Annotated in this window: 22 protein-coding genes; 3 read left to right on the top strand and 19 right to left on the bottom strand. The window is 64.4% G+C overall.

What is annotated here, in order from left to right:
* Positions 1–2 precede the first annotated feature (2 nt).
* The 16 genes from ACE10W_RS14595 to ACE10W_RS14520 all read right to left on the bottom strand — a co-directional run bounded on the left by ACE10W_RS14595 (position 3) and on the right by ACE10W_RS14520 (position 17,585).
* On the bottom strand, positions 3–809 hold the full coding sequence (locus tag ACE10W_RS14595) for an ABC transporter permease (RefSeq protein WP_011086328.1): 807 nt from the start codon (positions 807–809) through the stop codon (positions 3–5).
* Complete coding sequence (locus tag ACE10W_RS14590) at positions 806–1,684, bottom strand: ABC transporter permease (protein ID WP_038965937.1); 879 nt, start codon at positions 1,682–1,684, stop codon at positions 806–808. Before ACE10W_RS14590 ends, ACE10W_RS14595 begins: the two co-directional genes overlap by 4 nt.
* On the bottom strand, positions 1,684–2,814 hold the full coding sequence (locus ACE10W_RS14585; RefSeq protein ID WP_011086326.1) for an ABC transporter ATP-binding protein: 1,131 nt from the start codon (positions 2,812–2,814) through the stop codon (positions 1,684–1,686). Before ACE10W_RS14585 ends, ACE10W_RS14590 begins: the two co-directional genes overlap by 1 nt.
* Before the next feature lie 101 nt (positions 2,815–2,915).
* A complete protein-coding gene (locus tag ACE10W_RS14580) occupies positions 2,916–3,704 on the bottom strand; it encodes a shikimate dehydrogenase (protein ID WP_011086325.1) in 789 nt (262 codons plus the stop codon).
* 14 nt (positions 3,705–3,718) lie between these two features.
* The gene (locus tag ACE10W_RS14575; RefSeq protein WP_011086324.1) at positions 3,719–4,366 is read right to left on the bottom strand and encodes a class II aldolase/adducin family protein; all 648 of its coding nucleotides are present in this window, start codon (positions 4,364–4,366) and stop codon (positions 3,719–3,721) included.
* Entirely contained in the window at positions 4,363–5,646 is a 1,284-nt protein-coding gene (gene otnK / locus ACE10W_RS14570) for a 3-oxo-tetronate kinase (RefSeq protein ID WP_304552347.1), read from the bottom strand. The genes ACE10W_RS14575 and otnK overlap by 4 nt, the downstream gene beginning before the upstream one ends.
* A 152-nt stretch (positions 5,647–5,798) precedes the next feature.
* The gene (locus ACE10W_RS14565; RefSeq protein WP_028171913.1) at positions 5,799–6,083 is read right to left on the bottom strand and encodes a GMC family oxidoreductase N-terminal domain-containing protein; all 285 of its coding nucleotides are present in this window, start codon (positions 6,081–6,083) and stop codon (positions 5,799–5,801) included.
* Between the two features lie 231 nt (positions 6,084–6,314).
* Positions 6,315–7,646 (bottom strand): MFS transporter, encoded by a 1,332-nt coding sequence (locus ACE10W_RS14560; protein WP_304552345.1) that lies wholly within the window; start codon positions 7,644–7,646, stop codon positions 6,315–6,317.
* Positions 7,647–7,723: 77 nt separating this feature from the next.
* Positions 7,724–8,530 carry an enoyl-CoA hydratase/isomerase family protein gene (locus tag ACE10W_RS14555; protein ID WP_011086319.1) on the bottom strand — a complete coding sequence of 269 codons (807 nt, stop codon included), beginning with the start codon at positions 8,528–8,530 and terminating at the stop codon, positions 7,724–7,726.
* Positions 8,531–8,559: 29 nt separating this feature from the next.
* Positions 8,560–10,104 carry an AMP-binding protein gene (locus ACE10W_RS14550; RefSeq protein WP_038965939.1) on the bottom strand — a complete coding sequence of 515 codons (1,545 nt, stop codon included), beginning with the start codon at positions 10,102–10,104 and terminating at the stop codon, positions 8,560–8,562.
* Positions 10,097–10,615 carry a (2Fe-2S)-binding protein gene (locus ACE10W_RS14545; protein WP_011086317.1) on the bottom strand — a complete coding sequence of 173 codons (519 nt, stop codon included), beginning with the start codon at positions 10,613–10,615 and terminating at the stop codon, positions 10,097–10,099. The genes ACE10W_RS14550 and ACE10W_RS14545 overlap by 8 nt, the downstream gene beginning before the upstream one ends.
* A complete protein-coding gene (locus ACE10W_RS14540) occupies positions 10,612–11,427 on the bottom strand; it encodes a xanthine dehydrogenase family protein subunit M (protein WP_011086316.1) in 816 nt (271 codons plus the stop codon). Before ACE10W_RS14540 ends, ACE10W_RS14545 begins: the two co-directional genes overlap by 4 nt.
* Positions 11,424–14,417 carry a molybdopterin cofactor-binding domain-containing protein gene (locus tag ACE10W_RS14535; RefSeq protein ID WP_304552339.1) on the bottom strand — a complete coding sequence of 998 codons (2,994 nt, stop codon included), beginning with the start codon at positions 14,415–14,417 and terminating at the stop codon, positions 11,424–11,426. Before ACE10W_RS14535 ends, ACE10W_RS14540 begins: the two co-directional genes overlap by 4 nt.
* 142 nt (positions 14,418–14,559) lie before the next feature.
* Positions 14,560–15,399, bottom strand: coding sequence for an AraC family transcriptional regulator (locus tag ACE10W_RS14530; protein WP_304552338.1), 840 nt, complete (start codon positions 15,397–15,399; stop codon positions 14,560–14,562).
* A gap of 124 nt (positions 15,400–15,523) precedes the next feature.
* Positions 15,524–16,939 carry a UbiD family decarboxylase gene (locus ACE10W_RS14525; protein ID WP_304552337.1) on the bottom strand — a complete coding sequence of 472 codons (1,416 nt, stop codon included), beginning with the start codon at positions 16,937–16,939 and terminating at the stop codon, positions 15,524–15,526.
* 25 nt (positions 16,940–16,964) lie between these two features.
* Positions 16,965–17,585 carry a UbiX family flavin prenyltransferase gene (locus tag ACE10W_RS14520; protein WP_304552335.1) on the bottom strand — a complete coding sequence of 207 codons (621 nt, stop codon included), beginning with the start codon at positions 17,583–17,585 and terminating at the stop codon, positions 16,965–16,967.
* A 161-nt stretch (positions 17,586–17,746) separates the two neighbouring features.
* Between ACE10W_RS14520 and ACE10W_RS14515 the strand changes: the two genes are divergently transcribed.
* The 3 genes from ACE10W_RS14515 (at position 17,747) to ACE10W_RS14505 (ending at position 20,706) form a co-directional block, all read left to right on the top strand.
* A complete protein-coding gene (locus ACE10W_RS14515; RefSeq protein WP_060913030.1) occupies positions 17,747–18,718 on the top strand; it encodes a LysR family transcriptional regulator in 972 nt (323 codons plus the stop codon).
* Positions 18,719–18,929: 211 nt separating this feature from the next.
* The gene (locus ACE10W_RS14510; protein WP_375762603.1) at positions 18,930–19,970 is read left to right on the top strand and encodes a Bug family tripartite tricarboxylate transporter substrate binding protein; all 1,041 of its coding nucleotides are present in this window, start codon (positions 18,930–18,932) and stop codon (positions 19,968–19,970) included.
* 418 nt (positions 19,971–20,388) lie between these two features.
* On the top strand, positions 20,389–20,706 hold the full coding sequence (locus ACE10W_RS14505) for a helix-turn-helix transcriptional regulator (RefSeq protein ID WP_011086308.1): 318 nt from the start codon (positions 20,389–20,391) through the stop codon (positions 20,704–20,706).
* Between the two features lie 11 nt (positions 20,707–20,717).
* Here ACE10W_RS14505 and ACE10W_RS14500 read toward each other — a convergent pair whose 3' ends face one another.
* The 3 genes from ACE10W_RS14500 to ACE10W_RS14490 form a co-directional block, all read right to left on the bottom strand.
* Positions 20,718–21,269, bottom strand: a complete 552-nt coding sequence (locus ACE10W_RS14500; RefSeq protein ID WP_304552331.1) for a YeeE/YedE thiosulfate transporter family protein — start codon at positions 21,267–21,269, stop codon at positions 20,718–20,720.
* An 11-nt stretch (positions 21,270–21,280) separates the two neighbouring features.
* A complete protein-coding gene (locus ACE10W_RS14495) occupies positions 21,281–21,832 on the bottom strand; it encodes a YeeE/YedE thiosulfate transporter family protein (protein WP_011086306.1) in 552 nt (183 codons plus the stop codon).
* A gap of 107 nt (positions 21,833–21,939) precedes the next feature.
* Positions 21,940–23,031, bottom strand: a complete 1,092-nt coding sequence (locus ACE10W_RS14490) for a YeeE/YedE family protein (protein ID WP_304552329.1) — start codon at positions 23,029–23,031, stop codon at positions 21,940–21,942.
* Positions 23,032–23,105 lie beyond the last annotated feature (74 nt).

Here is a 23,105-nt window from a genome sequence, read left to right as displayed (position 1 = left end):
TCTCATCCGGCGCTTGACTGAGTCTTGCTGCGGGACCGGAGTGCATGGCCTCCCAGCAAGATCGCGATGGACAGGACGATCAGCAGCGTCGCGATCGCAGGAATTATGGGTGTCAGATTCTGCTCGATGTCCTCGAACATACGACGCGGCAGCGTCTTCTGGCGTATGCCGGACAGGAAGAACGACACGACGGGTTCGTCGAAGGAGATGATGAAGGCAAACAGCGCGCCGCTCGCAAGACTCGGCAGGACCAGCGGCAGCGTCACGAAGCGAAAGGCCTGAAAGCGCGTCGCACCGCAGCTCATCGCCGCCGCTTCGAGATTGGCGTCGACGCTGCCCAGGGCCGCCGCCATCGTGAACACGACGAACGGCAGGGTCAGAACCGTATGTGCAAGCACAAAGCCGGGAACGGTTCCCGAGAGACCGATCGTCTGGAAAAACAGGTAGAGACCGACGGCGAGCGCGATATGCGGCACGATGATCGGCCCTATCAGGAGGATCTGGAACAGGGTCACGAGCCGGCTGCGACCACGGACCATGGCATAGGTGGCTGCGGTTCCGATCAGCGAAGCACAGGCTGCCGTCAGAAGCGCCACTTGCACGCTGAGCCAGGTGGCCGCACGCCACTGCCTGCTGTCGAAATACTCGGCGTACCATTTCAAGGTGAAACCGGTCGGCGGGAATGCCAGGTAGTCGTTCTGGCTGAACGACATTGGAATGACGATGACGAGCGGCACAATGATGAATGCCAGCACAGCATAAACATAGGCGCCCAGCACGAGGGAACCTCGGTCGGTCGGCGGTTTCACGAGGCGCTCCCCATCAGCCGGTCGAAACGCAACGTCTTGCTGAACACGATCGCGAGCAAGGTCACGAAGAACGTCAGCACCCCCACCAATGCGGCGGCGAAGGGCCAGTCAAGGACCTCGCGGATCTGCTTTGACACGAGGGTCGAGATCATCATCTCCTGCGGTGAGCCGAGAAGCGCTGGCGTGATGAAGAAACCAAGCGCCGTGAGAAACACCAGCAGCGATCCGGAAACGACGCCCGGCAGGCTCAATGGAAGAATGACTTCGAGAAAGGTCCGCAGGCGCGTCGCGCCAAGCACGGCGGCCGCCCGCGTATAGTCGTTCGGAATGCTGCGCAAGGCGCCGTAGATCGGTAGGATCATGAACGGCAGCAACACGTGAGTCATGGCGATGACCACCGCGCTCTGGGTGTAGAGCAGCTTGAACGGCTGCGAGGTCAGGCCGAGGGCCATCAACGCCGAGTTGATCAGCCCATTGCGCTGGAACAGGAAAGACCAGGCGGCGGTGCGCACCAGTACGCTCGACCAGAGCGGCAGGATCACGCAGACCGCGACAAGGGCGGCGGGCGCCCCCTTCGTCCGGCTCATATAGTAGGCCACCGGGAAGCCGAGAACCGCGGACAGGGCTGTCACGAGCGCAGCAGTCCAGAGCGTGCGCATCAGGACGCGCGCGTGAACCGGGTTGTCGACGACGCGGGCGTAGTTGTCCAAGGTCGGATGCGGCTCCAAGAAGCTGATCAGGAGGAGCTGCGCAATCGGATAAATGAAGACGAAGGCGATGACGGCGAAGAACGGTAGCAGCAGCAGCAGCGTCGACAGGCCGCTCAGCCTGCGGCCATCGGAGTACCAGAACTGCGATCGCACCTCCTTCGTCATCACCGCTTCCCTCGGTAGAGCAGGATCGCCGCCGCAGGCACGGTGAAGGACGCAACGTCTCCGGGAGCCAGGGAGCTGAGCTGCGATTCGCCCGGAATGCGCGCACGCATCTCGGTACCATCCGGCAGGCGGCCGATCAGGAGCATGGCTGACCCCGCATAGACGATGTCGCTCAGCGTGACGTTGACGATTTGCCCTGCCGCACTCGCGCCGAGCCGTAGCCGCTCGGGCCTCACGGCCATCACCGCGGCTTCGCCGGCCTTCACTGCATCGACCGCTGCGGTCGCCGGCAGTTGCCACGTCTCACCCCATGGCAGCCCCACCGAGACAACGTCGCCGACGCTTTCGACCGTGACGTCAACGAAATTCATCTCGCCGATGAAGCCGGCGGTGAAGAGATTTGCGGGCCTCTCGTAGAGTTCGCGTGCCGGCCCGATCTGCTTGATCTTACCATCCTTCAGGACGGCGATCCGGTCGGCCATGGTCAGGGCCTCACTCTGATCGTGAGTGACGAAGATGACGGTAATGCCGAGCTCGGCATGCAGGCGCTTGATCTCGAGCTGCATGTCCTCACGCAGATTCTTGTCGAGTGCGCTGAGTGGCTCGTCCATCAACAGGACGCGCGGCTGATAGACGACGGCTCGCGCGAGCGCCACGCGTTGCTGCTGGCCGCCGGAGAGCTCGTTGGGACGACGGTTGCCGTAACCGCCCAGACGCACCGTTTCGAGCGCAGCTTCGGCGCGCGCATGACGCTCGGCCTTCGGCAGTCCACGCATCTTCAGAGGAAAGGCGACGTTGTCCAAGATCGTCATGTGCGGGAACAGCGTGTAGTTCTGAAATACCATTCCCAGGTTGCGCCTGTTCGAGGGCACATAGGTGAGGTCTTCGGAATCCACCTGGATGGTGCCGCTTGTCGGAAACTCGAACCCCGCAACGCTCATCAGGATGGTGGTCTTGCCGGAGCCGGAAGGTCCAAGCAAAGCGATGAATTCGCCGGCGGCAATATCGAGATCCACGCCGTCGACGGCAAAAACCGGGCCGAAGCGTTTTTCCAGACGGCTGATGCGGATGGATGCGCCCGCTGTTGCCGGTGTGGTCGATGCAGCCTTCACGAAGATCTCGTTTCCCATCTGACCGCCTGGTACGACGCGGGAGGCAAATGCCCCTTACACTGATGCCGGGGACCTCGATCCACGGCGGCCGCTCTCGATATAATATTTGATATATCAGGCTATCGCGCAATAAAGCGCGCGACAAGGGCCATTTGCGCGTCGAGCATCGGCTTGCCGCCGATGGTTCTCGCGCCCTGAGCTGCGGCCTGTTCCAGAAGCCGGGTCACCTCGGGGGTGACGATGATGTCGCTGACGGCGGTCGCGGGACCCACTCCCTCGATATCGAGCGGCAGAGGGTCATCCGTCTTCATGCCGAGCGACGTCGTATTGACGATGAGGTCGAACGCGCGTGCCTCAGCGCGCCCGGCATTGACCTTCGTCTCCGGATAGCGCCGTGACACCGCCTCGGCGAGCGCATGCGCCTTCGCTCCATCCCGATTCATGATGGTCAGCTCGCGTGCGCCGGCCTCGGCCAGGCCGAATGCGGTTGCGCGCCCCGCACCGCCTGCTCCGACCTGGAGCACTTTCCGGCCACGAACCGCAATCTGATGCTGCGCAAGGCTGGCGACAAAACCCCGCGCGTCCAGATTGTCGCCGATGAGGCGTCCGTCAGCCGTTCGCTTGACGAAATTGACGGCGCCGATGAGCGCCGCCGTCGGCGTCGTCTCATCCAGATGTTCGATCACGCCTGTCTTGTGCGGGATCGTGACACCAAAGCCGACGACATTGCGCATCAGCCTGACGCTCGCGAGAACTGCCCCCAGATCGGCCGGCAGCACATGAAGCGGCGATACCGCCACGTCGTCGTCGATGGACTGAAAATAGGTGTTCAAGACAGCGCTTGCGCGAACATGGTCGACCGGGTGCGCCAGCACGAACATGATCTTGGTCTTGCCGGTGATCTCCATGGGCCCTCCTTCGATCAGGCTGGTAAAGCAACTCGGCCGTAGCTCGCATAGCGTTCGAGCACCCGCGCCATTTCATCATCGGGAAGGATCGTCGGCGCGCCGGCCTGACAGGCGAGCAGATACTGCCTGGCAAGAGTCTCAAGCTTTACGGTGAGATCGAAAGCCGCCTGCAGGCTTGCGCCCGCGGCGATCATCCCGTGGTTGGCCAGCAGGCAGGCCTTGCGCTTCCGAAGCGCGGCGACCGCGCCTTCGGCGAGCGCTCGTGTTCCAAATGTCGCGTAGGGAACGCACGGCACGTCGTTCCCGCCAAAACCGGCGACCATGTAGTGGAACGCCGGAATTGGCTTCGCAAGACATGCCAGCGCGACACAGCAGTCGGCATGTGTATGTACGACCGCATTCACGTGCGGATAGGCCTTGAGGATGGCGAGGTGCATATGCCATTCGCTGGACGGCAGGCCGCCGCCGAGCACGGTTCCGTCGTGCTTCAGCCGCACCAGGCGATCGGGCGTCGTGTTGCCGCTGTTGCCACCACTCGGCGTGATGAGAATGTCCTCCCCGAGGCGGCAGCTTACATTGCCGCTGCTGCCGTGATTGAACCCCTTCTTTTCAAGCGTCTCGACGATGTTTAGCAGCGATTGCCTGGTTTCGAGCTCGTTCAATTGGCATCCTCCGGATTCAGCATCGATTTCAGCGTCGTCATGAACAGGTCGACCGGCCCGAGCTTGCCGGACTTGAGGCAAAGGGCGATCGGATCCGCGTCGTCGGTCGTGGCCGTGCCGATGCCCGGGCCGCCATAGGGGCCAACCCGCAGGCTTCGAATGCCAAGGTGATCAACGATCGAACCCGAGGTCTCGCCGCCGGCGACGACGAAGCGGCGGACTCCGGCACCACGAAGAGAAACAGCGAGACGGCCGAGGATGGTCTCGGCAAGTTGCGCAGCACCTTCGCGCCCATATCGCTCCTGGACCATTTTGACGACTTCGGGAGACTCCGAGGTTGAGATGGCGATAGGCCCGTCCTTCAGCCGCGGTCGCGCCCAGTCGAGCGCCACCCCGACTGCTGACCCGACATCGTCGGCCGCCAGGAGATTCATCCGAAGCACTGGGCGGTGTCGTTCGAATTCGGCGAGTTGCTCGAGCGTGCGTTCCGCGCAACTGCCGGCAAGAACCACCCCGCTGCCATCCACTGCGGGCAAGCGCGCCCGGTTGCTCGTTGGGGCGACGAGCCCCTGCGCCTTCCAGATCGCAGGGTAGTGCTGAACGATAGTTGCGTTGCCCGTCATCAACTTCCAGTCGGAAGTCAGCTCGGCGAGCACATCGAGATCGCGATCATAGATCGCATCCGTAATGAAGTAGCGAACACCCTGCCCGGTCGCGGACGCGATAGCCTGCTCCAAATGTGCAGGGCCGGCACTGACCGAAGGATGGGCAAGAAGGCCGACCCTGGTTGGCGTCTGCCTCTGCAACACGCGAACGAGATCGGGATCCGTCATCGGCGTCAGCGGATCGTTGCGCTTCGGCGAGTCCGAGATCAGCTCGGTCCCGAGAAAGAGATGGCCGTTGTAGACGGTGCGACGAAGCGAGGGAGAGGCGGGGCAAAACGCAGTGTGGTCCGCGCCCGTGAGCTGCATCAGCATGTCCGCCACGGGACCGATATTGCCGCGGTCGGTGGAATCGAATGTCGCACAATACTTGAAGAAGATCTGACGCGCGCCACGCGCGAGCAAAGCCCGCGCCGCCTTCCCGCTCCTGGCAACAGCTTCGTCAGCCGGGATGACGCGCGTTTTTTGCGCAACCACGATGGCGGGGATGTCGCCGATCGTCGCAACAAGTTCGGGGTCGGTGACAAACGCGCAGTCGATACCGGCAGCGATGAGCATGGCGGCGGTCTCCATACCGCCGGTTAGATCGTCCGCCACCACCCCAAAAACTGGTTTCATGATGCCCTTACACGATTTCACGCCACCGCCTCAGCGTTGATACATGATATATCAAATATTACAATAGAGCTTGGCGCCGCGATATTGGTCCGAGCGGACGCTCGGCGTTCCTTCGTCCGGCATTCGACCGGCGGGAAGATACCGTCTTCGAATTAGCCGTTCTGGTCCTCTCGGAACGGCAGGCCCGTCGCCGACAACGCCTCGCCGACGGCGCGGCCAAACGGCGGCATCGCCTCGTGCGCGATGCGGCGGACCGGGATCGGGCCGCTTCGGCCGTGCAACGGGCCGTCGAAATCCAGATCGGTCTCGAGCTTGAGAAAGTACGGCAGCACGTCCGCCCAGCCCCAGCCTCGCGCTCCGAGATCGCGCCATTCGTCATAGTCGCGCGGCAAGCCACGATTGGCCGACTGCGCATTGATACTGGAGCCGCCGCCCATCACCGGCCCTGCTCATAGACACGGGCGACCGGCTTGCTCCCGGCGGCATGTCCATTCCGGCTTCGATCAGGAGAACGCGGCGGTGCCCATCGGCGGAAAGCCGGTTAGCGAGCACGCGGCCCGCCGCCCCGCCGCCGACGATCAGGTCGTCTGATGCAGTCCATCCATACCCGTCTCGTTGCGCAATTCGATGGATCGGCGCGGCCGCGGGTGCAGCCGCGCCGATTTGGCCTAGCGGAAATTGCCCTTGGTCTCCGGGATCACGATCGCGCCGATCAGATAAATCACGAACACGCCGACCGCGAAATAGGCCAACGAGATCGGAATCTCTGCGGGGCTGCCGCTCACCAGCGAGACGAAGGTCGGCATCATGCCGCCCAGCGCAAAGCCAATGTTCCAGGACAAGCCCGTGCCGCTCGCGCGCAGCGCAGTCGGAAAGCGCTCGTTCAGGAAGATCAGCACCGGCGCATAGCCGGCATTGCCGATGAAGGCGATTGCCAGCGCGTAGACCGTGATCTGCGTCGTGTCCTTTGTCGCAGCGAGATTGAGATAGCACAGTGGCAGCAGCACTGCCGCCAGTGCGCCGATCAGAAGGAACGTCTTCTTGCGGCCGATGCGGTCGCTCAGCGCGCCGACCAGCACCGCAGAGAAGAACGCCGACACGCTCGCGCCCATCAGGATCAGCGACGAAGTCTGGTTCGGGACCGCGTTGATGACCTTCAGGAAGCTCGGCAGGTAGCCCGAGGTCAGGTAATAGCCGGCTCCACCGCCGAAGGTGATGAGCAAATTGACCAGCAGCACGCCGCGATACTGGCCGGAGAACACGTCCTTCACCGGCGCCTTCGAGACCTTCGCCTGCTTGTTGCCCTGCTGGCGCTTCAGCTCCTTGAAGTACGGGGATTCCTCGAGGTTCCGGAAGATGAACCAGCCCAGCAGCGAGCTCAGCAGGCCCGAGAAGAACATGAAACGCCAGCCCCAGACCGCGAAGGCATCGCCGGGGAAGACCGAGGACGTGATCAGGAAGATGAAGGATGCGAGCAGCGCACCGATGCCCGCGCCGCCGCCGCCGACCAGGCCCGACATCGCGCCGCGCCATTGCGGCGGCACGGACTCGGTGCCGATGGTATGGGTGGACGCCACGACGCCGCCGACGAAGATGCCCTGGACCAGCCTCAGGATCAGGAACATGATCGGCGCGATCACGCCGACCTGCGCGATGGTCGGCAGCAGGCCGAACGCCGCCGTGCTGAGGCCGACGCCCACAATGGCGATCAGCATCGCCTGCTTGCGGCCGTGCACGTCGGCATAATGGCCGAACACCGCCGAGCCGAGCGGCCGCATCAAAAGCGTGACCGCGAACGAGCCATAGACCGCGGCCAGCGAGAGCGCGGCATTGCTCGACGGAAAGAACAGCGCGCCGACGACCGGCGCCACGTAGAGCAGAATGAACAAATCGAACAGATCGAGCGCCCATCCGAGCACCGATGCGATGATCGCATTGACCATCTGCTTGTTGTCAGCCGATGCCTGTGCACCGGCGACCGGCATATCCATCTCAGCCATGTTGTTTTACCTCCCCCGTTTGAACGGCGCCGCGGTCCGCGCCATTGCGAACCGCGGCATTGCGCTTGCGTCGCGTCTCAGCGGCCGACGAATCTCGGCGGGCGCTTGGCGTTGAAGGCCTCGACGCCCTCCTTGAAGTCTTCCGACTGGCGCAGGCGGCTGTAGCAATGGCCTTCGAGCTCGATGGCGATGGCGAGCGTCGAGTCCTCGGTGTCGTTGAGGAGCTTCTTGGCGGTGCGCTGCGCCAGCGGCGAGAAGGTACGAAGCTCGTCGACGAGCGTGTCGGTCGCCTTCTCCAGCTCGGCATCCGGCACGCATTCGGTGGCGATGCCCCATTCATAGGCCTGCTTGGCCGAGATGCGTTTGGAGCGCATCACGATGTCCTTGGTGCGGGTGATGCCGACCATCTTCTGCAGGCGGGCCGAGCCGCCCGAGCCCGGGATCTGGCCGAGCTTCTGCTCCGGGAGCGCATATTGCGTGGTCTCGGATGCGATGCGGAAGTCGCAGGCCAGCGACAACTCGAAGCCTACGCCGAAGCAGTAGCCGCGATTGGCGACGATAACAGGCTTGGCGCAACGCGCCGGCGCGGCGATGTTCCAGGCGAGCTTGGAGACGTGCTCGGGGCTCGCTTCCATGAAGCCTCCGATATTGCCGCCGCTTGAGAAATGCTCGCCCTCTCCGCGCAGCACGATGATGCGCACGCGCGGATCCTCGTCCAGAGTCTCGAAGGTCAGCCGAAGCTGGTCGCGCTGCGGCATCGCCACGACGTTGTAGGGCGGACGTCCCAGGATGATGTCCGCGCGCTCGTGCGCTTCGTCGATCTCGACCTTGAACCCGTCGAGCTTGGCAAGCCGGGGATCGGCAAAAGTATAGGATGACGGCATCTTCGCTTCCTTCTGTTGATGCGTGATGATCAAGCGGCGTCCGATGGCGGGCGGCGCTCGGTCTCGTATTCTCCGGCGACGAGCAGGCGCCGCAGCAGCTTGCCGACCGGCGACTTCGGGATCGCGTCGACGAAGACGTAGCGGCGCGGCCGCTTGAAGTTGGCGAGCCCCGAGGTGCGGCAGAACTGCTCCAGCTCGCTCTCGGAAACGTTGCGATTGCGCTTGACGAAGGCGGCGACGATTTTGCCCCATTTTTCGTCGGCGACACCGACCACGGCGACCTCATCGACATCAGGATGCAGCGACAGGCAGCTCTCGATCTCGACCGGCGAGACGTTCTCGCCGCCGGTGATGATCATGTCGTCGACGCGGCCGGTGACGAACAGGTCGCCGTCGGGATCGACGTAGCCGGTGTCGCCGGTAAAGTACCAGCCCTCGCGCAGCGACTTGGCGTCGGCTTCGGGACGCCGCCAGTAACCTTCGAAAGCCTCGTCACCGGCGAGCGTCGCTATGATCTCGCCCTCCTCGCCAACCGCAGCAAGCTCGGCGACCGACCGCGCGCCGATGCGAACAACCTTGACGTGCTGGTTCAGCCCCGCCTTGCCGGCCGAGCCCGGCTTTGCCGCGGCGTTCTGATCGATGGTAAAGGTGTAGATCTCCGAGCTGCCGTAATGATTGACGAACAGGTTTGGCTTGAACGCCTCGTTCAGCTTCTTCAGCAGGCCATCGGTCATCGAGGCGCCGGCGAAACCGAGCTTGCGCACGCTGGAGACGTTGGTCCCGGCAAACGTCTCGTGATGGACGAGGTCGTGATAGAGCGTCGGCACCAGATAGAGGTTGGTGATCTCCTCCTTCTCGATCAGCGCCAGCGCCTGGCGGCTGTCATAGCGCGGCAGGCAGATGAACGTGCCGCCGATCAGCGACATCGCCAGCAGCGAGCGGACGCCCATGGTGTGGTAGAGCGGCATGACGCCGAGCGTGCGCTCCCCGCGGCCGTAGAGATTCTGCGCGACATGGGCGATCGCTGCGGCTCGCTCGGCGCGGTGCCGGCGCGGCACGCCCTTTGGCCGAGACGTCGTGCCCGAGGTGTAGAGCATGATCGACCAGGCATCGGCACCGACACGCGGCTCCGCGTCGGGCGCGCGGTCCTTGATCAGGTCAGAAAAGCTGGTGGCCTCACCGGTCCCGGGATCGACGGACACGCGCAGCAGCCTGCCTGCCAGCGCCGAACCCTGCACGGGCTCGGCAGAGATGTCCTGATGGAAGACCGCGCAGGCCTCGGCGTTCTCGATGCAATAATCGAGCTCGTCGGCCTTGGCGCGCCAGTTGATCGGCGTGATCACGAGGCCCGCGATCTGGCAGGCCCAGTGCAGCGTCGCCGCCTCCCAGCGGTTCTGCAGCAGCGTGACGACGTGATCGCCGGGCTTGAGGCCGAGGCGGTCGAACGACGCCACCAGCGCGGAAATCTTGTCGTACCATTGCCGATAGGTCAGACGAAGGTCGCCGTCGACCAAGGCAATCGCATTGGGATCGCGCGCGGCGCTGGCCATGAAGCTGCTGGCGAGATCAAGCATCGGACGTCTCATTTTTGGATGAAGCGAGTTCGGCGGCGGCTTCGAGCGCCGCCTGGATGATTGGGGTGTAGCCGGTGCAGCGGCAGATATGCCCGCTGAGAAGATCCCGGATCTCCGCCTCGGTCGGCGCCGGGTTATTCGCGAGATAATGGTCCAGCGACATCAAGATGCCGGCGGTGCAGAAGCCGCACTGGAGCGCGTGGTTGCGGCGGAAGGCCTGCTGCAGCACGCCAAGCCGATCGGCCGACGGCGCGAGCCCTTCGACCGTCTTCAGTTCGCAGCCATCGACTTGCGCCGCGAGCGTCAGGCACGACCGCGTCAGCATGCCGTCGACGACGATTGTGCAGGCGCCGCAGACACCGTGCTCGCAGCCGACATGGGTGCCGGTCGCCCCCAGCTGGTGACGCAGAAAATCCGAGAGCAGCATCCGCGGCTCGGCCTCGCCCTCGACGGGATTGCCGTTGAGCGCGAAACGGACGGCATGGCGGCGGTCCGCCTTGAGACGGGTCATTGCAGCACCTCGCCGATCAGGTCGCGGCCTATCATGCGCACGAGGTCGCGGCGGTAGCGCGCGGTCGCGTGGACGTCGTCGTGGGCGCCAAGCTCGTAAGCGAAGGCGTTGAGGGCGTCGTCGAGCGCGGTCCCATCGAGCCGCGGCCAATCGCGCGCGGTCGGCACATCCGCGACGCCCCCGACAGCGAGGCGCACACCCGTTGGCGTCTTCATGGCTGCGCAGGCGACGATCGCGAAATCACCGTGCCGGCGCGCGACCTCGCGGAAAGCGACGCGCGATCCCTTGATGACAGGCAGCGATATGCTTTCGATCAGCTCATCATCAGCGCGCGCGGTCAGCATCATGCCGGAGAAGAAGTCCTTTGCCGCCACGCGGCGGCGTCGTTTAGCGTTGCGCAAGAACACCTCACCGCCAAGCGCGACCAGCGTCAGCGGAATCTCGGCGCTGGGATCGGCATGCGCGAGCGAACCGCAGATGGTGCCACGGCTGCGGGTCTGCATGTGCCCGACCCAGGGCAGCGCCAGCGCCACCAGCGGCAGGGTCTCGGCAAGATCTGGCCAGGCCAGGAGATCGGCCTGGCGTACACCGGCGCCGATGACGACGGCGTCGCCCTTCCGCTCGATCTGGCGCAGCTCCCTGAGACGCATGATGTCGATCAACAGTTTTGGCTTGGCAAGGCGCATGTTGAGCATCGCCATCAGTGACTGCCCGCCCGCGAGCACGCGGGCATCGCCGCCCTGCTGTGCCAGTCCATCAAGGACATCACTGATGCTCTCGGCGCGGAGATAGTCGAATGCGGGCGGCTTCATCGGCGCCCCCCGAACAGGCCGGCCAGCAACGCGAACAGCGAGAAACCTCCGCCCTCCGCGCCACCACCGCCGGCCTTGCGGGCCAGCGCGGTGAAGAACTGGCCGATGATGACGCGCGTCGCGCCATCGAGCAGCCGCCCGCCGATGCTGGCGACCTTGCCGCCGATGGCAGCGTCATAGCTGTAGGTGAGCTTCGTTCCGCCGTTGCCGTCGGGCGCGAGCGTGATGCGTCCATCGGCGCTGCCAAAACCCAGCGCGCCGCTGGCACCGCCGCGCAAGGTCACTGCATGCGGCGGATCGAGATCGAACAATTCCACATCGGCACGATAGCGGCCGGTGACGGGGCCGATGCCGAGCGTCACGTCGGCGCGAAAATGCGTCTCGGTGACCTTGTCGACGCTCTGGCAACCGGGAATGACCGATTGCAGCGTCGCGGGATCGAGCAGCATGGCCCAGACCTGCTCCGGCGCGCTCTTGACCGAGGCCTGCCCCTCGCCGCGCAGCCGCCGGTCGCCTTCGCGCACGGGCGCTGCGGTCGCACCGCCTGCTGGCGGCGGCGGCTCGGCACCGCGCACCATCTCCGCAAGGCGCGCCGGCACCAGCGGCAAGGTGATGTCGGCAACGCCCAGCGCATCCGCGACCGCATTGGCAAGGCACACCGGCGTCGACATGCAATTGCCTTCGCCGACGCCCTTGGCGCCGAGCGGGGTGAACGGCGACGGCGTCTCCATGTGGATGATTTCGGGCTCCGGCACCTCGGTCGTGGTCGGCAGCAGATAGTCGGCGAGCGTTCCCGTCAGGAAGCTGCCGTCCTCGGTGTAGGCATATTCCTCAAAGAGTGCGGCGCCGAGCGCCTGAGTGAAGCCGCCGCGGATCTGGCCGTTGACCATGCCAGGATGCAAAATGGTGCCGCAATCGTGCATGGTGACGTAGCGGTCGATGCGCGTCTCCAGCGTCGTGCGGTCGATCTCGACGCCGCAGAAGTCGAAGATGAAACCGTGGCAAAGCGAGGAATTGATGCGGTCCTCATCGTCCGGCGGCGTCAGCTCCGGCGGCGTCCAGAACACAGTCTCGCGGATGGTCTGGCCTGCGTCGTCGCGTAGCGAACCCGGCGACCAGTGGCTGAGCGCGGCGACGCGCGAGAACGCGATCCGGTTCTCGGGATTGTGTTTTGATGCGACGAATCCCCGCGCGAACACGATGTCCGGCGCCTCGACGTTCAACTGGCTGGCGGCGATGCGCGCGAGCTTGCCGGCGACGCGCTCGGCCGCGATCTTCGCGGTGCCGGCCACCGCCGCCGCGAAGCGGCTCGCATAGTTGCCCGATGCGATCGACCAGGCATCCTTGGCGGTGTCGATCTCGGTGTTGACGCGGATATCCCTGGGCTGGAGGCCAAACACATCGGCAACGACCTGCGACACCACAGTACGATGGCCTTGCCCCTGCGGCACGGACGCCACATGCACCGTGACGCTGCCGACCGGATCGAGCCCGACGGTCGCGGTCGCCTGCGCGCCGTTCTTCGGTCCGGCCTTGCGGCGCTCGGCCGCCGTCAGCACGGTGGTGATGTAGCCCATGTTGGAAACGCTGGGCTCGACTACCGCGGTGAAGCCGATGCCGTAGAGACGCCCCTCTGCCCGCGCCTCGTCGCGCCGTGCTTTCAGTTCGGCAAGCCGGCCCTGCTCGACCGCGCGCGCGATCGCTTCGTGGTAGTTGCCGGAATCCAGGAGCGCGCCCATCGCTGTTCGATAGGGAAACGCGTTCGCCTCGATCAGATTGCGCTTGATGACGTCGAGCGGATCGAGCCCGAGGCCAATCGCGATGCGCTGCACCAGCCGTTCGAGCGCGAAATAGACCTGCGGACCACCAAAACCGCGGTTGAGGCCGGTCGGCGTCTTGTTGGTGACGACGACGCGGTTGCGGACCTTGACGTGGCTTATGTCGTAGGCGCCGGTCAGATTGCCGTGCATGCGATAAAGCGTCGCCGGCTCGGGCGCGCGCAGATGAGCGCCGCAATCCTCGACCTGGTCCCAGTCGAGCGCGAGGATCTTTCCATCGACGCCAACCGCCGCCGACAGCGTCGTCGCGCGATTGGTCGCCGACACCGAAGCGGTAAGATGCTCGAGCCGGTCCTCGATCCATTTGACCGGCCGCCCCGTGACGCGCGCCGCCGCGGCGATCAGCACGATATAGGGAAACACGCCCTGCTTGACGCCAAAACTGCCACCGGAATCCGGCGGCGTGCGCAGCCGTAAGCGATTGCCCGGCACTTTCAGCGCACGCGCGATCACCGTGTGGATGCTGAACGGGCCCTGGAAATTGGCGAGCACCTCGAACGCGTCCTCGCCCGCATCGTGCGAGGCGACGACGCCATAGGTCTCGATCGGCGTGCAGGAGTTGCGGGGATATCGGATGTCGATGGAGAAGCGATGCGGCGCATCCGCGAAGGCTTCTTCAGGATCGCCGTAGCGAAATGAGCGGTCGCTGGCGAGATTGCCGGGAAAGCCGTCATGCAGCACCGGCGCCCCCGGTGCGATTGCACCAAGCGGATCGACGACGGCGCCGCGCGGGCGATATTCGACGTTGATCAGCTCGGCCGCATCCTCGGCTCGGGCGCGGTCGGTGGCCACGACCACAGCGACCGGCTCTCCGACATAGCGCACACGGTCCGTCGCGATCGGCCAGCATTCGACCGGCGCCTTCACGCCGACGACCAGGCTTGTCGTGACGGCCTTGACGTCGCTGCCGGTCAGAACCGCGGCAACGCCCGGCATGCGTTTTGCAGCTTCAGCATCGATGGAGAGAATGTCGGCATGTGCGTGCGGCGAGCGCAGGATGGTCGCGTGCAGCGTGCCGGGCTGGACACCGAGATCGTCGATGAAGCGACCGCGGCCAGAGAGCAGCGCGGCGTCCTCGACGCGCTCGATCGAGCGCCCGACCCACGGCTCATCGCTACTTCCCGGATTTGCGGATTTGACCGCCTGCAACATGTCCCGGCATACCTCCCGACGCGTTCTCTGACGCGACGGTGACACTTGTCAGGACAGGGGCTGCGCGGGCCATACCGCCCGCTCTCACGACTTACCAAATCGTCTCATTCGAGCGCGTGCAGCGCAATATCAGCCGCTAGACTCAGCCCGCAAGACGCGAGACGTTGCGAAACTCGCGCGGGCTGACGCCGGCATGGTCGCGGAAGAAGCGCGTGAAATGCGCCGGCTCCGGAAAGCCGAAGCGCTCGCTGAGCTCGCCGAGCGGCGAGTCCTCGCGCATAACGGCATCGAGCGCGCGCTCCATGCGGACGACGTTGAGATAGATTTTTGGCGAGACGCCGAGCGAGGTCTCGAACAGGCGGAAGAACTGCGCGCGCGAGAGCCCTGCGCCCTTTACGAACTGATCGACGCTGCCATAGGAATCCTGCACACGCATCGCGTCCATCGCGCGGCGGATGCGCCAGTCGCAGCTCACCGCCCTCATGCCGCGGATCGAGGTCGGGAAGCTGCGCCAGGGCGTGAAGCGTTCGATCACCGCGATCATGAGATCCGACAGCGTCTGCTCGTGGGTCCGCACCGCGTCCGGATTCGCCATCATTTCGGCTGCGAGATGCAGCGTGAGCTGGCGGATGCGCGGCGACACCTCGCCCGAGGGGCGTTCGAAAAAGCCCGGCGCGCCGCTCGCGGCCCATCCGGATCGGAACTCCTTCAGCCATTCGGGCTCGATATAGAGCGCCATGATGAGCGTGCGCGGACGGCTGGCGTCGTGCACATAGGCGTGCGGCTTCCAGCCGTCGACCAGCACGGCGGCCATGTCCGTGAGCGGCGTGACCTGATCGCCAACCAGAAATTGGGTGTCGGCGCCCTCGACCTTGAGCAGGACGTGGCAATGATGATGGGCGTGACGGACCAGCGAACGATCCATGTCGAGCAGAGCGACCCTGCCGAAAGCGCCGTGAGCGATGCGCAGGGCCGTCGACATCAGTTCCTTCCTCCCAGCGTTGCGCTGCAAAACGATTGGCTAGCTGGCGCGGCACTATAAGCGGCGTCAGCTACATATTCCAACCGCGCAAACGGACGCAAGTTGCCTTCTCGCGGTAATCGGCTCATGCGCGCGCCCCCGCAAGCAACCGCGCGACCGCGGCGCTGGGATCGGCCTGCAAGGCCGTGGCGAGATCAACCTCCTCCTCGCCCTTGACGCGAATGCGCTTGAAGGCGAGCTCGGGGGCGCTGACCGGCGCGGTCGCGTCCAGGCCCATCTTCGCGCTGATGCCATTGTCGGTGGTCGGATCGAGCTTCGAGCCGAGCACGCCCGAAACGACCATGAGATCGCGATCGGCCTGGAAGCGCGTCGCCACCGCCCATTCGATCTCCTCGGACGAGGAGATGTCGACGTCCTTGTCCACCACGATGACCTGCTTGATGTCGTAATGCGCGCCGAAGGCACACATCATGACGTTCTTGGGCTCGCCGTCATTGGCCTTGTCGATCTTGATCGCGAGATGATAGCGGCAGGTGCCGCCGCGAGTCAGGCGGACGTCGATCACGCCAGGAAAGCTGCGGCGCAGATGCTGCAGCAGCGTCGCTTCACGCGGCACGCCGCCAAGGATGAGATGCTCGAAACCGCCGCCGACGATGGTGTGGAAGATCGGCGCCTTGCGATGTGTGATCGCATCGACCTCGATCACCTCGCGATTGGCGCGCGGACCGTAATATTGGGGGAATTCGCCGAACGGGCCTTCCGGCTCGCGCACGCCCTGCAAGATCCGTCCCTCGATCACGATCTCCGCATGCGCGGGCACGCGGACCGAATTGGTGCGGCATTTGACGACGTCCACCGGCTCGCCCAGCAGAGCACCGGCAATCGCCATTTCGTCCTCGTCGAGCGCAGCGATGGCTTGGGATGCAAGCAGCAAGGCTGGATGCGCGCCGATGACGATCGCGATCTCCAGCGCCTGGCCCAACTCTTCCGCGAGGCGGTAATAGGAGAATGTATGCCGCGGCAGCAGCAGCACGCCGATGCGGTTCTTGCCAGATATCTGGCAGCGGTGGATCGAGACGTTCTGCACGCCGGTCTTGGGATTGCGGGCGATCAAGAGGCCCGCGGTGATGTAGGGGCCGCTGTCGCGCTCATTGTGCTTGGGGACCGGAAGCTGGCGCAGCAGATCGATATCCTCATGCACGACCTCCTGCACGGGCCCGCTCGCCACTTCATGTGTCGGCAGCGGATGGCTCGCGGCAGCGAGGAACCGCGGCAGCAGCTGGTCCTCGGTGACGCCGATGGACTCTGCGACCCAGTCGCGGCCGGCAAAGAGGTTGGCGACGACCGGGATCGCGTGCCCGTCGGGGCGCGGAAACAGCACGGCGCTGTCGCGCTCCAGCCGCTTGGCGATGGCGGCGAGCTCGTCCGCTAGCGCAACGCCCTCGTGCGCGATCGCGAGCTTGCCGCGCTCGGCGAGATAAGCGAGCCAGGCGCGCAGATCGGCGGGCGAACCCTTCCTCGCAACATCTTCCATTCGCATACGGGTCTTTCCTTAAGGTCTCAGGTCAGGGCGCGATCTTGCGCAGCGACGGCGAGCGGCGCTTGAGCGCCTCGTCCTCGCCCCAGCGGCGCACGACGCCAATATCGATGTCGTAGAGGTCGAGCACGCGGCCGACCGTGTGCTCGACCATGTCGTCGAGGCTTTCGGGCTTGGCGTAGAAGGCCGGCACGGGCGGCGCGATGATCGCGCCCATCTCCGAGAGTGCCGTCATCGTCCGGAGATGCCCGGTGTGCAGCGGCGTCTCGCGCACCATCAGCACCAGGCGCCGGCGCTCCTTGAGCACGACGTCGGCAGCCCGTGTCAGCAGTGTCGTGGTCACACCCGACGCGATCTCGGACATCGAGCGCATCGAGCACGGCGCCACGATCATGCCCGCGGTGCGGAACGAGCCGCTGGAGATGGCGGAGGCCATGTCGTCGATCGCATGGTTGATATTGGCGAGCGCCCTCACCTCCGCGATCTTCAGGTCGGTCTCATAGGCAAACGTCTGCTCGGCGGTCTTCGACATCACCAGATGCGTCTCGACGCCGGCATTGCGCAGGAGCTGGAGCAGGCGCACACCATAGGTGACGCCCGAAGCGCCGGAAATGCCGATGATCATCCGCTTGGGGCTGACGTCCTGCATATCTTTGGTCTCGCTCCCTGGGGCACGCGCCCCTCGATCAGCAAGACTAGGCAATCACAACCATCATCACAAATAATGATTGATTATATATTCGATCATCTGAGATGATGGCTCGCGAGCAGGATCAGCGACCGAAGGATAGCCCCGTGGAACTCAGGCAGATGCAATATTTCCTGTGCCTGGCCGAGGAAAAGAACGTCACCCGGGCCGCGCGCCAGCTCAATATCGTGCAGCCGGCGCTGAGCATGCAGATCGCCAAGCTCGAGGCCGAGCTCGGGCAAAAACTGTTCGACCGCAGCGTCCAGGGCATGACGCTGACCAGCGCCGGCGAAGCGCTGGTGCGGCTGACGGCGCCGATCGTGCGCGATGCCGAATATGCCCGGCAGGAGATGGCACAGCTCGGCGGGCGCATCTCGGGCCGCGTCTCGGTCGGCCTCATCACGTCGGTGGCGCAAAGCACGATGGCGAGGTCGTCGGCGACCGTCGCCAGCCGCTATCCCGAGATCACGCTGTCGGTCTGCGAGGGCTACACCGAGACGCTGGTCGACTGGGTCAACACCGGCCAGCTCGATTTCGCGTTGATCAACGTGCCGCGCCGCAGGACTCCGCTGGCCGCGCATCACGTCATGGACGAGGAGATGGTGTTCGCCTGCCGCAAGGACGGCCCGATCAAGCCGCCGGCAAAACTGCGTTTCGACCACATCGCCAATGTCGACCTCGTGCTGCCCTCGAAACGGCACGGCCTGCGGTTAATCCTGGACGAGCACGCCGCCGCCGTCGGCATCGACCTGAGGCCGCGTCTCGAACTCGACACCCTGCCTGCGCTCTGCGATGTGATCGCCACCACGGATTTCGCAACCGTGCTGCCGACCATCGCACTCCGGCAATCGCTCGCGAGCGGAGCCATCCGGGCGCATCGCTTCAACGAGCAACGGATCGTGCGCTCGATTGCCTGGGTGCATCACCCGCGGCGAACGGTGTCGGTCGCGGCGAAGGCCGTGCTCGACGTCATCAGCCGCGACCTCGCGCAGGCCGCCGCCGTGGCAAAGGAGTTCGTGGAGCCTACCTCCGGTGGCACAAGCTCGTCCTCCCGAAAAAGGCGCAGAAAGCCGCGGCGGAAAACGATCTCTTAGATGCAGGATTTCGGCTCGGACAAGATGTCGCGCCCGCCGCAAAATGAGACGGGTTGGTAAGTTTTGAGACCAGCCGGCATGGCAGTCGCATCAAGCCGCTAACTACGGTCCAGGCGCAATAATCGCGACCTGGCGCTTATCCCCGACGGCTCTTGTCACGGACGCTCCCTGGCCTCGCAGAACAAGACACAGTCGGGAGATTCAGTCCGAGATGACAAAGTTCGGTCGCAGCAAGATCACGGACATTTCTCAGCGGCAGAGCGAGGGATTTCATCCTCACCGGAGGTCGCTGCTCGCACTCGGCGGTGGTGCCCTGCTCGCAGCCGCGGGGATGCAGGCTGCGAACGCCCAAGACTATCCCGCCCGACCGATCCAGGTGCTCGTGCCCTTCGCCGGCGGCAGCGCCAGCGACGTGATCACCCGTATCCTGCTCAACCGCATGTCCACGTCACTTGGACAGGCCTTCGCGGTCGACAATCGTCCCGGCGCTGGCGGAAATATCGGCACCGCTGCCGCGGCGCATGCCGCACCTGATGGCTACACCTTGCTGATGAGCACCTCCGGCCCGCTGGCTGCGAACAAGGCGCTCTACAAGGACCTCCCCTACGATCCGCTGAAGGACCTCGCCCCGATCGGCCTGTTCGCGACGCTGCCGAATGTCATCGTGATCAATTCGAAGCTGCCGCCGAAATCGCTGCGCGAGCTGATCGACTACGCGAAAGGACATCCTCGCGAGCTGAACTACGGGACGGTCGGGGTCGGCTCCTCGCAGCATCTGGCGGCCGCCTATTTCGAGCAGCTCACAGGCACCGAGCTCACGCACGTTCCCTACCGCAACATCGCAGCTTACACGCCGGACTTCATCGCAGGGCAGGTCCCGCTCGGATTCCAGCTCCTGCCGAACGTCCTCGGCCTGATCAAAAGCGGCGATGCGCGCCCGCTCGCGGTGGCCAGTGACAAGCGCATGACGGCGGTGCCTGATGTCCCGACTGCGGCCGAAGCCGGCCTGAAGAATTACGAGAGCGCCGCCTGGCTTGCGCTTCTTGCGCCGGCGAACACCGATAGGGCCGTCGTCGACAAGCTCTACAAAGCGATGGTCGAAGCCGTAAACGATCCGAAGGTGCGCGCTCTCTTCGTCGAACAGGGCGCCGAGCCGCTGGTGATGGATCCCCAGGGCCTGAAGAATTTCATGACCTCGGAAACGACGAAATGGATCGGGGTCATCAAGAAGATCGGCATCGAGCCGATGTGAGCCAAGCTCTTGTGTAGAAGACCTGCCCGCATTGGCTGTCGTCAGGTTTTTCTTGATCTCCAGGTGCACACGTCGTGCACATGCCGCCCTCTAACCAGTTGAAAAACACCATCGCTCCAGTCCATCATGCGCGCTGCGGCAAATTTTCGGTCTAACGTATTCATTTTATTGAGGTATTTTAACTCAGATCAGTCCTTCATGTGATTGGACCGGGAGCGGGAGTGCACACGTCACTCGTATGGCGTATGTCGGAGATCCTTGAGAACGATGGGCTTCGGTTATACTCATTCAGCGATGTGAGTATAATTCGCATGCTTATGCTGCGCCGATTCAATCGCGGGCCATTCATTAACCGGCCAAACCCGGATTTCGCTCTCATATTTAACGGCTGGCACGCAAGTGCTAACGAAACACCGTCATGCGCCGAATGAATACGAACGAACTCGAAAGGCAGGCAAAGGGGGTGGCCGCCCTGATGCGCATGCTTGCCAATGAGCATCGTCTGCTCATCGTCTGCAAGCTCGTCGAATATGGCGAAATCAGCGCGAGCGCGCTTGCCGAGGATGTCGGCCTTTCCGCTTCGGCCCTATCGCAGCACCTTGCAAAGCTGAAGACACAGCGCATCGTCGCCTGTCGGCGCGATGGTCAGACGATGTGGTACCGTGTCGCAGACCGGAGGATCGAAGAGCTGTTTTCAACGCTGCACAGGCTCTTCTGCAAGACACCAAAACGGTGACCTGTGATCTGCTACATCCGCTTCTGCTCAGCTTCCACAGATTCGATCCACCAGAAGAACAGTCCGGCGCCGACTGCAAGAGCGGCGAACCAAATGATGTCCGGGATGTTCGTCACGTCCGGAAGGCGGACTTTGCCGAGCGCCCAGACGTTGAGCACGTGCGCTTTCAGCCAATCGGAACTCAGCGCGTAAAGGATAGCACCGGCAACCATGCCGAGCGCGCCGACCAAGGCATGGATGCTGCCGGTGGCGATGGCGCCGAGCGCCGTTCCCGGGCAATAGCCATAGACCACCATGCCGATACCGAACAAAGCGGCGCCGAGCGCGATCGCCAGCATGTTGGCATCCTTCACGTAGTACTTCGTGTTGCCGGTATCGACGAGCAGCAGCACGCCGATGCCGCCGACGACGATCGCCGTGCCCATCACCTTCAGCACAGTAAAATCGCGCAGGCGAAACTGGTTCTCGATCACATTACAGTTCGTCACCTTGCCACGCTGCAGCAGGAAGCCGAAGGCAGCGCCCATTAGCACGGGGCCAAGGATTGTCATCATCGCGGTCATCTTGATTCCCTTCACCGTTTGCGGAACATGAGCGCGGAGATACCGAGTCCTGTGGCGAACATCACCGCCAGGAATAGCCAGCTCGACACCGCGAGCTGCAAACCGCCGGAAATGCCGTGTCCGCTGGTACAGCCGCCGGCAAGCCGTGCGCCGTACATGATCACGATGCCGCCGAGGAACGCGCCGACAAAGCGCTTTGCGATCGATGGTCCGAACCGCTCCTTCCAGACTTCCGGCACGAGCTCGAGCCGCCACGTGCCCGACATCACTGCGGAGAGGAATGCGCCGAGCGGGATGCCGACGAGGAACCAGACGCCGTAGTCCCACTTCAGCGGCATGCTCTTCCAGTAGGAATTCTGCGCCACAGCCTCCGGCCCGATCACCGGGACGGCGAACAGCGAGGCGACGCGCGAATAGGCGGTGGTGACGCCGAGCGGATCGCCGAACACTGCGAAGGCGATCCAGCTCAACAGCCCGATCCCGGCGCCGACGAGATAGGGCGACCAGTCGATGCGCGCAGTGCGCGGCGCTTCGCGAACGTAGCTTTCCGTGATGGTGGTCATGTGCGTTTCCCCGAGGGCGGCGCGCCCGCATTGTTGCGGCGCAATCGGCCCGCATTTGCGAAAATCATATTCAAAAAATGTAATTTAGCAAACCATAAAATATCTGATCACGCGCCCGCTGCGGGCGAGCCAGCGGCCTGCTGCGGTTGTGGCGTACCGGCACGGTCGACGAAGAGGTCGGTGAGCCCAGCCCCGAGCCACATGCCGCCGAGCACGAGCCAGGCGGTGAGCGCGAATATCGAGGCGCCGGTCACGCCCGCGCCGACCGCGCAGCCGCCGGCGAGCATCGCGCCGAAACCCATCAGCACCGCGCCGAGCAGATAGCGCCGCATGCCGAGCCCGTCGAAAAACCCCTCGAGCTTCAGCTCATGCGCGCTTGCCGCAGCGACGAACGAGCCGAGAAACACGCCGGGAATGATGCCGAGGTCGAAGCCGAGCCGGATCTGCGAGCTGTTCAAGACCAGCATCAGCAATTCGGCCGACGGTCCGCTGAAGGTGAGGCTTTTCAGCGTCACCGGTGCGAAGGAGGCCTGCGACAGCTGGTAGGTGAAGAGCCAGCCGGCGACGACGGCTACGCCCGTCGCCAGCGCGGCGAAGATCAGCCGGCGCGGCAAGTGGCTGCGAAAGGCGAAGGTGAGCCCCGCGATCAGCCATAGTCCACCGAAAGCGAGCTTCTCGGGCGTACCGCCGCCGAACGCCGCCATGATGTCGCGCGACGGCCCGCCGTCGACAAGCCACAGATTGGTCACCCACTCGCGCGCAGGCGACAGCAGGCCGCGATAAGAAGCCTGCGCCGTCACCGCAAACACCAGGCCCGACAGCAGCGCCCTGAGATTGCCATTTGCCGAGAGCACGAGCAGCCGGCTGGCACAGCCGCGGGCCAGAATCATGCCGCAGCCGAACATCATGCCGCCCACGAGCGCACCGGAGATGCTGCCCTGCTGCGCGAGCTGGCGCGCCTCGGAGACGTCGAGCAGACCGAGCGCGACAAAGGCCTGCGTGCCCACCAGCGCCGCGGCAAAGGTCAGGAGCCAGACCGCAAGGCGCGGGCCGCCCTCGCCGCGGGAGAACTCGACGGCGGCGGCGCGCAGGCAGAAGCGGCTGCGCTGGGCGAAGAATCCAAAGACGCCGCCGACCAGAAGGCCGCCGAGCCATGACAGGCGGTCTTCCCCCAGGAGATCGATGAGTCTCGTCAGCACGGCCGCCTCAGTGTTCCTTTGAGGTCTGCCAAGTCTATCGCTCGCTGCGGTCGCGCCGTATGAGCCAAATCAAG

It is taken from the genome of Bradyrhizobium sp. B025, from assembly GCF_042257955.1.
Taxonomy (GTDB): Bacteria; Pseudomonadota; Alphaproteobacteria; order Rhizobiales; family Xanthobacteraceae; genus Bradyrhizobium; species Bradyrhizobium diazoefficiens.
Note: the sequence above shows the minus strand (reverse complement) of the source record. Positions and strands in the feature narration are given on the sequence as shown.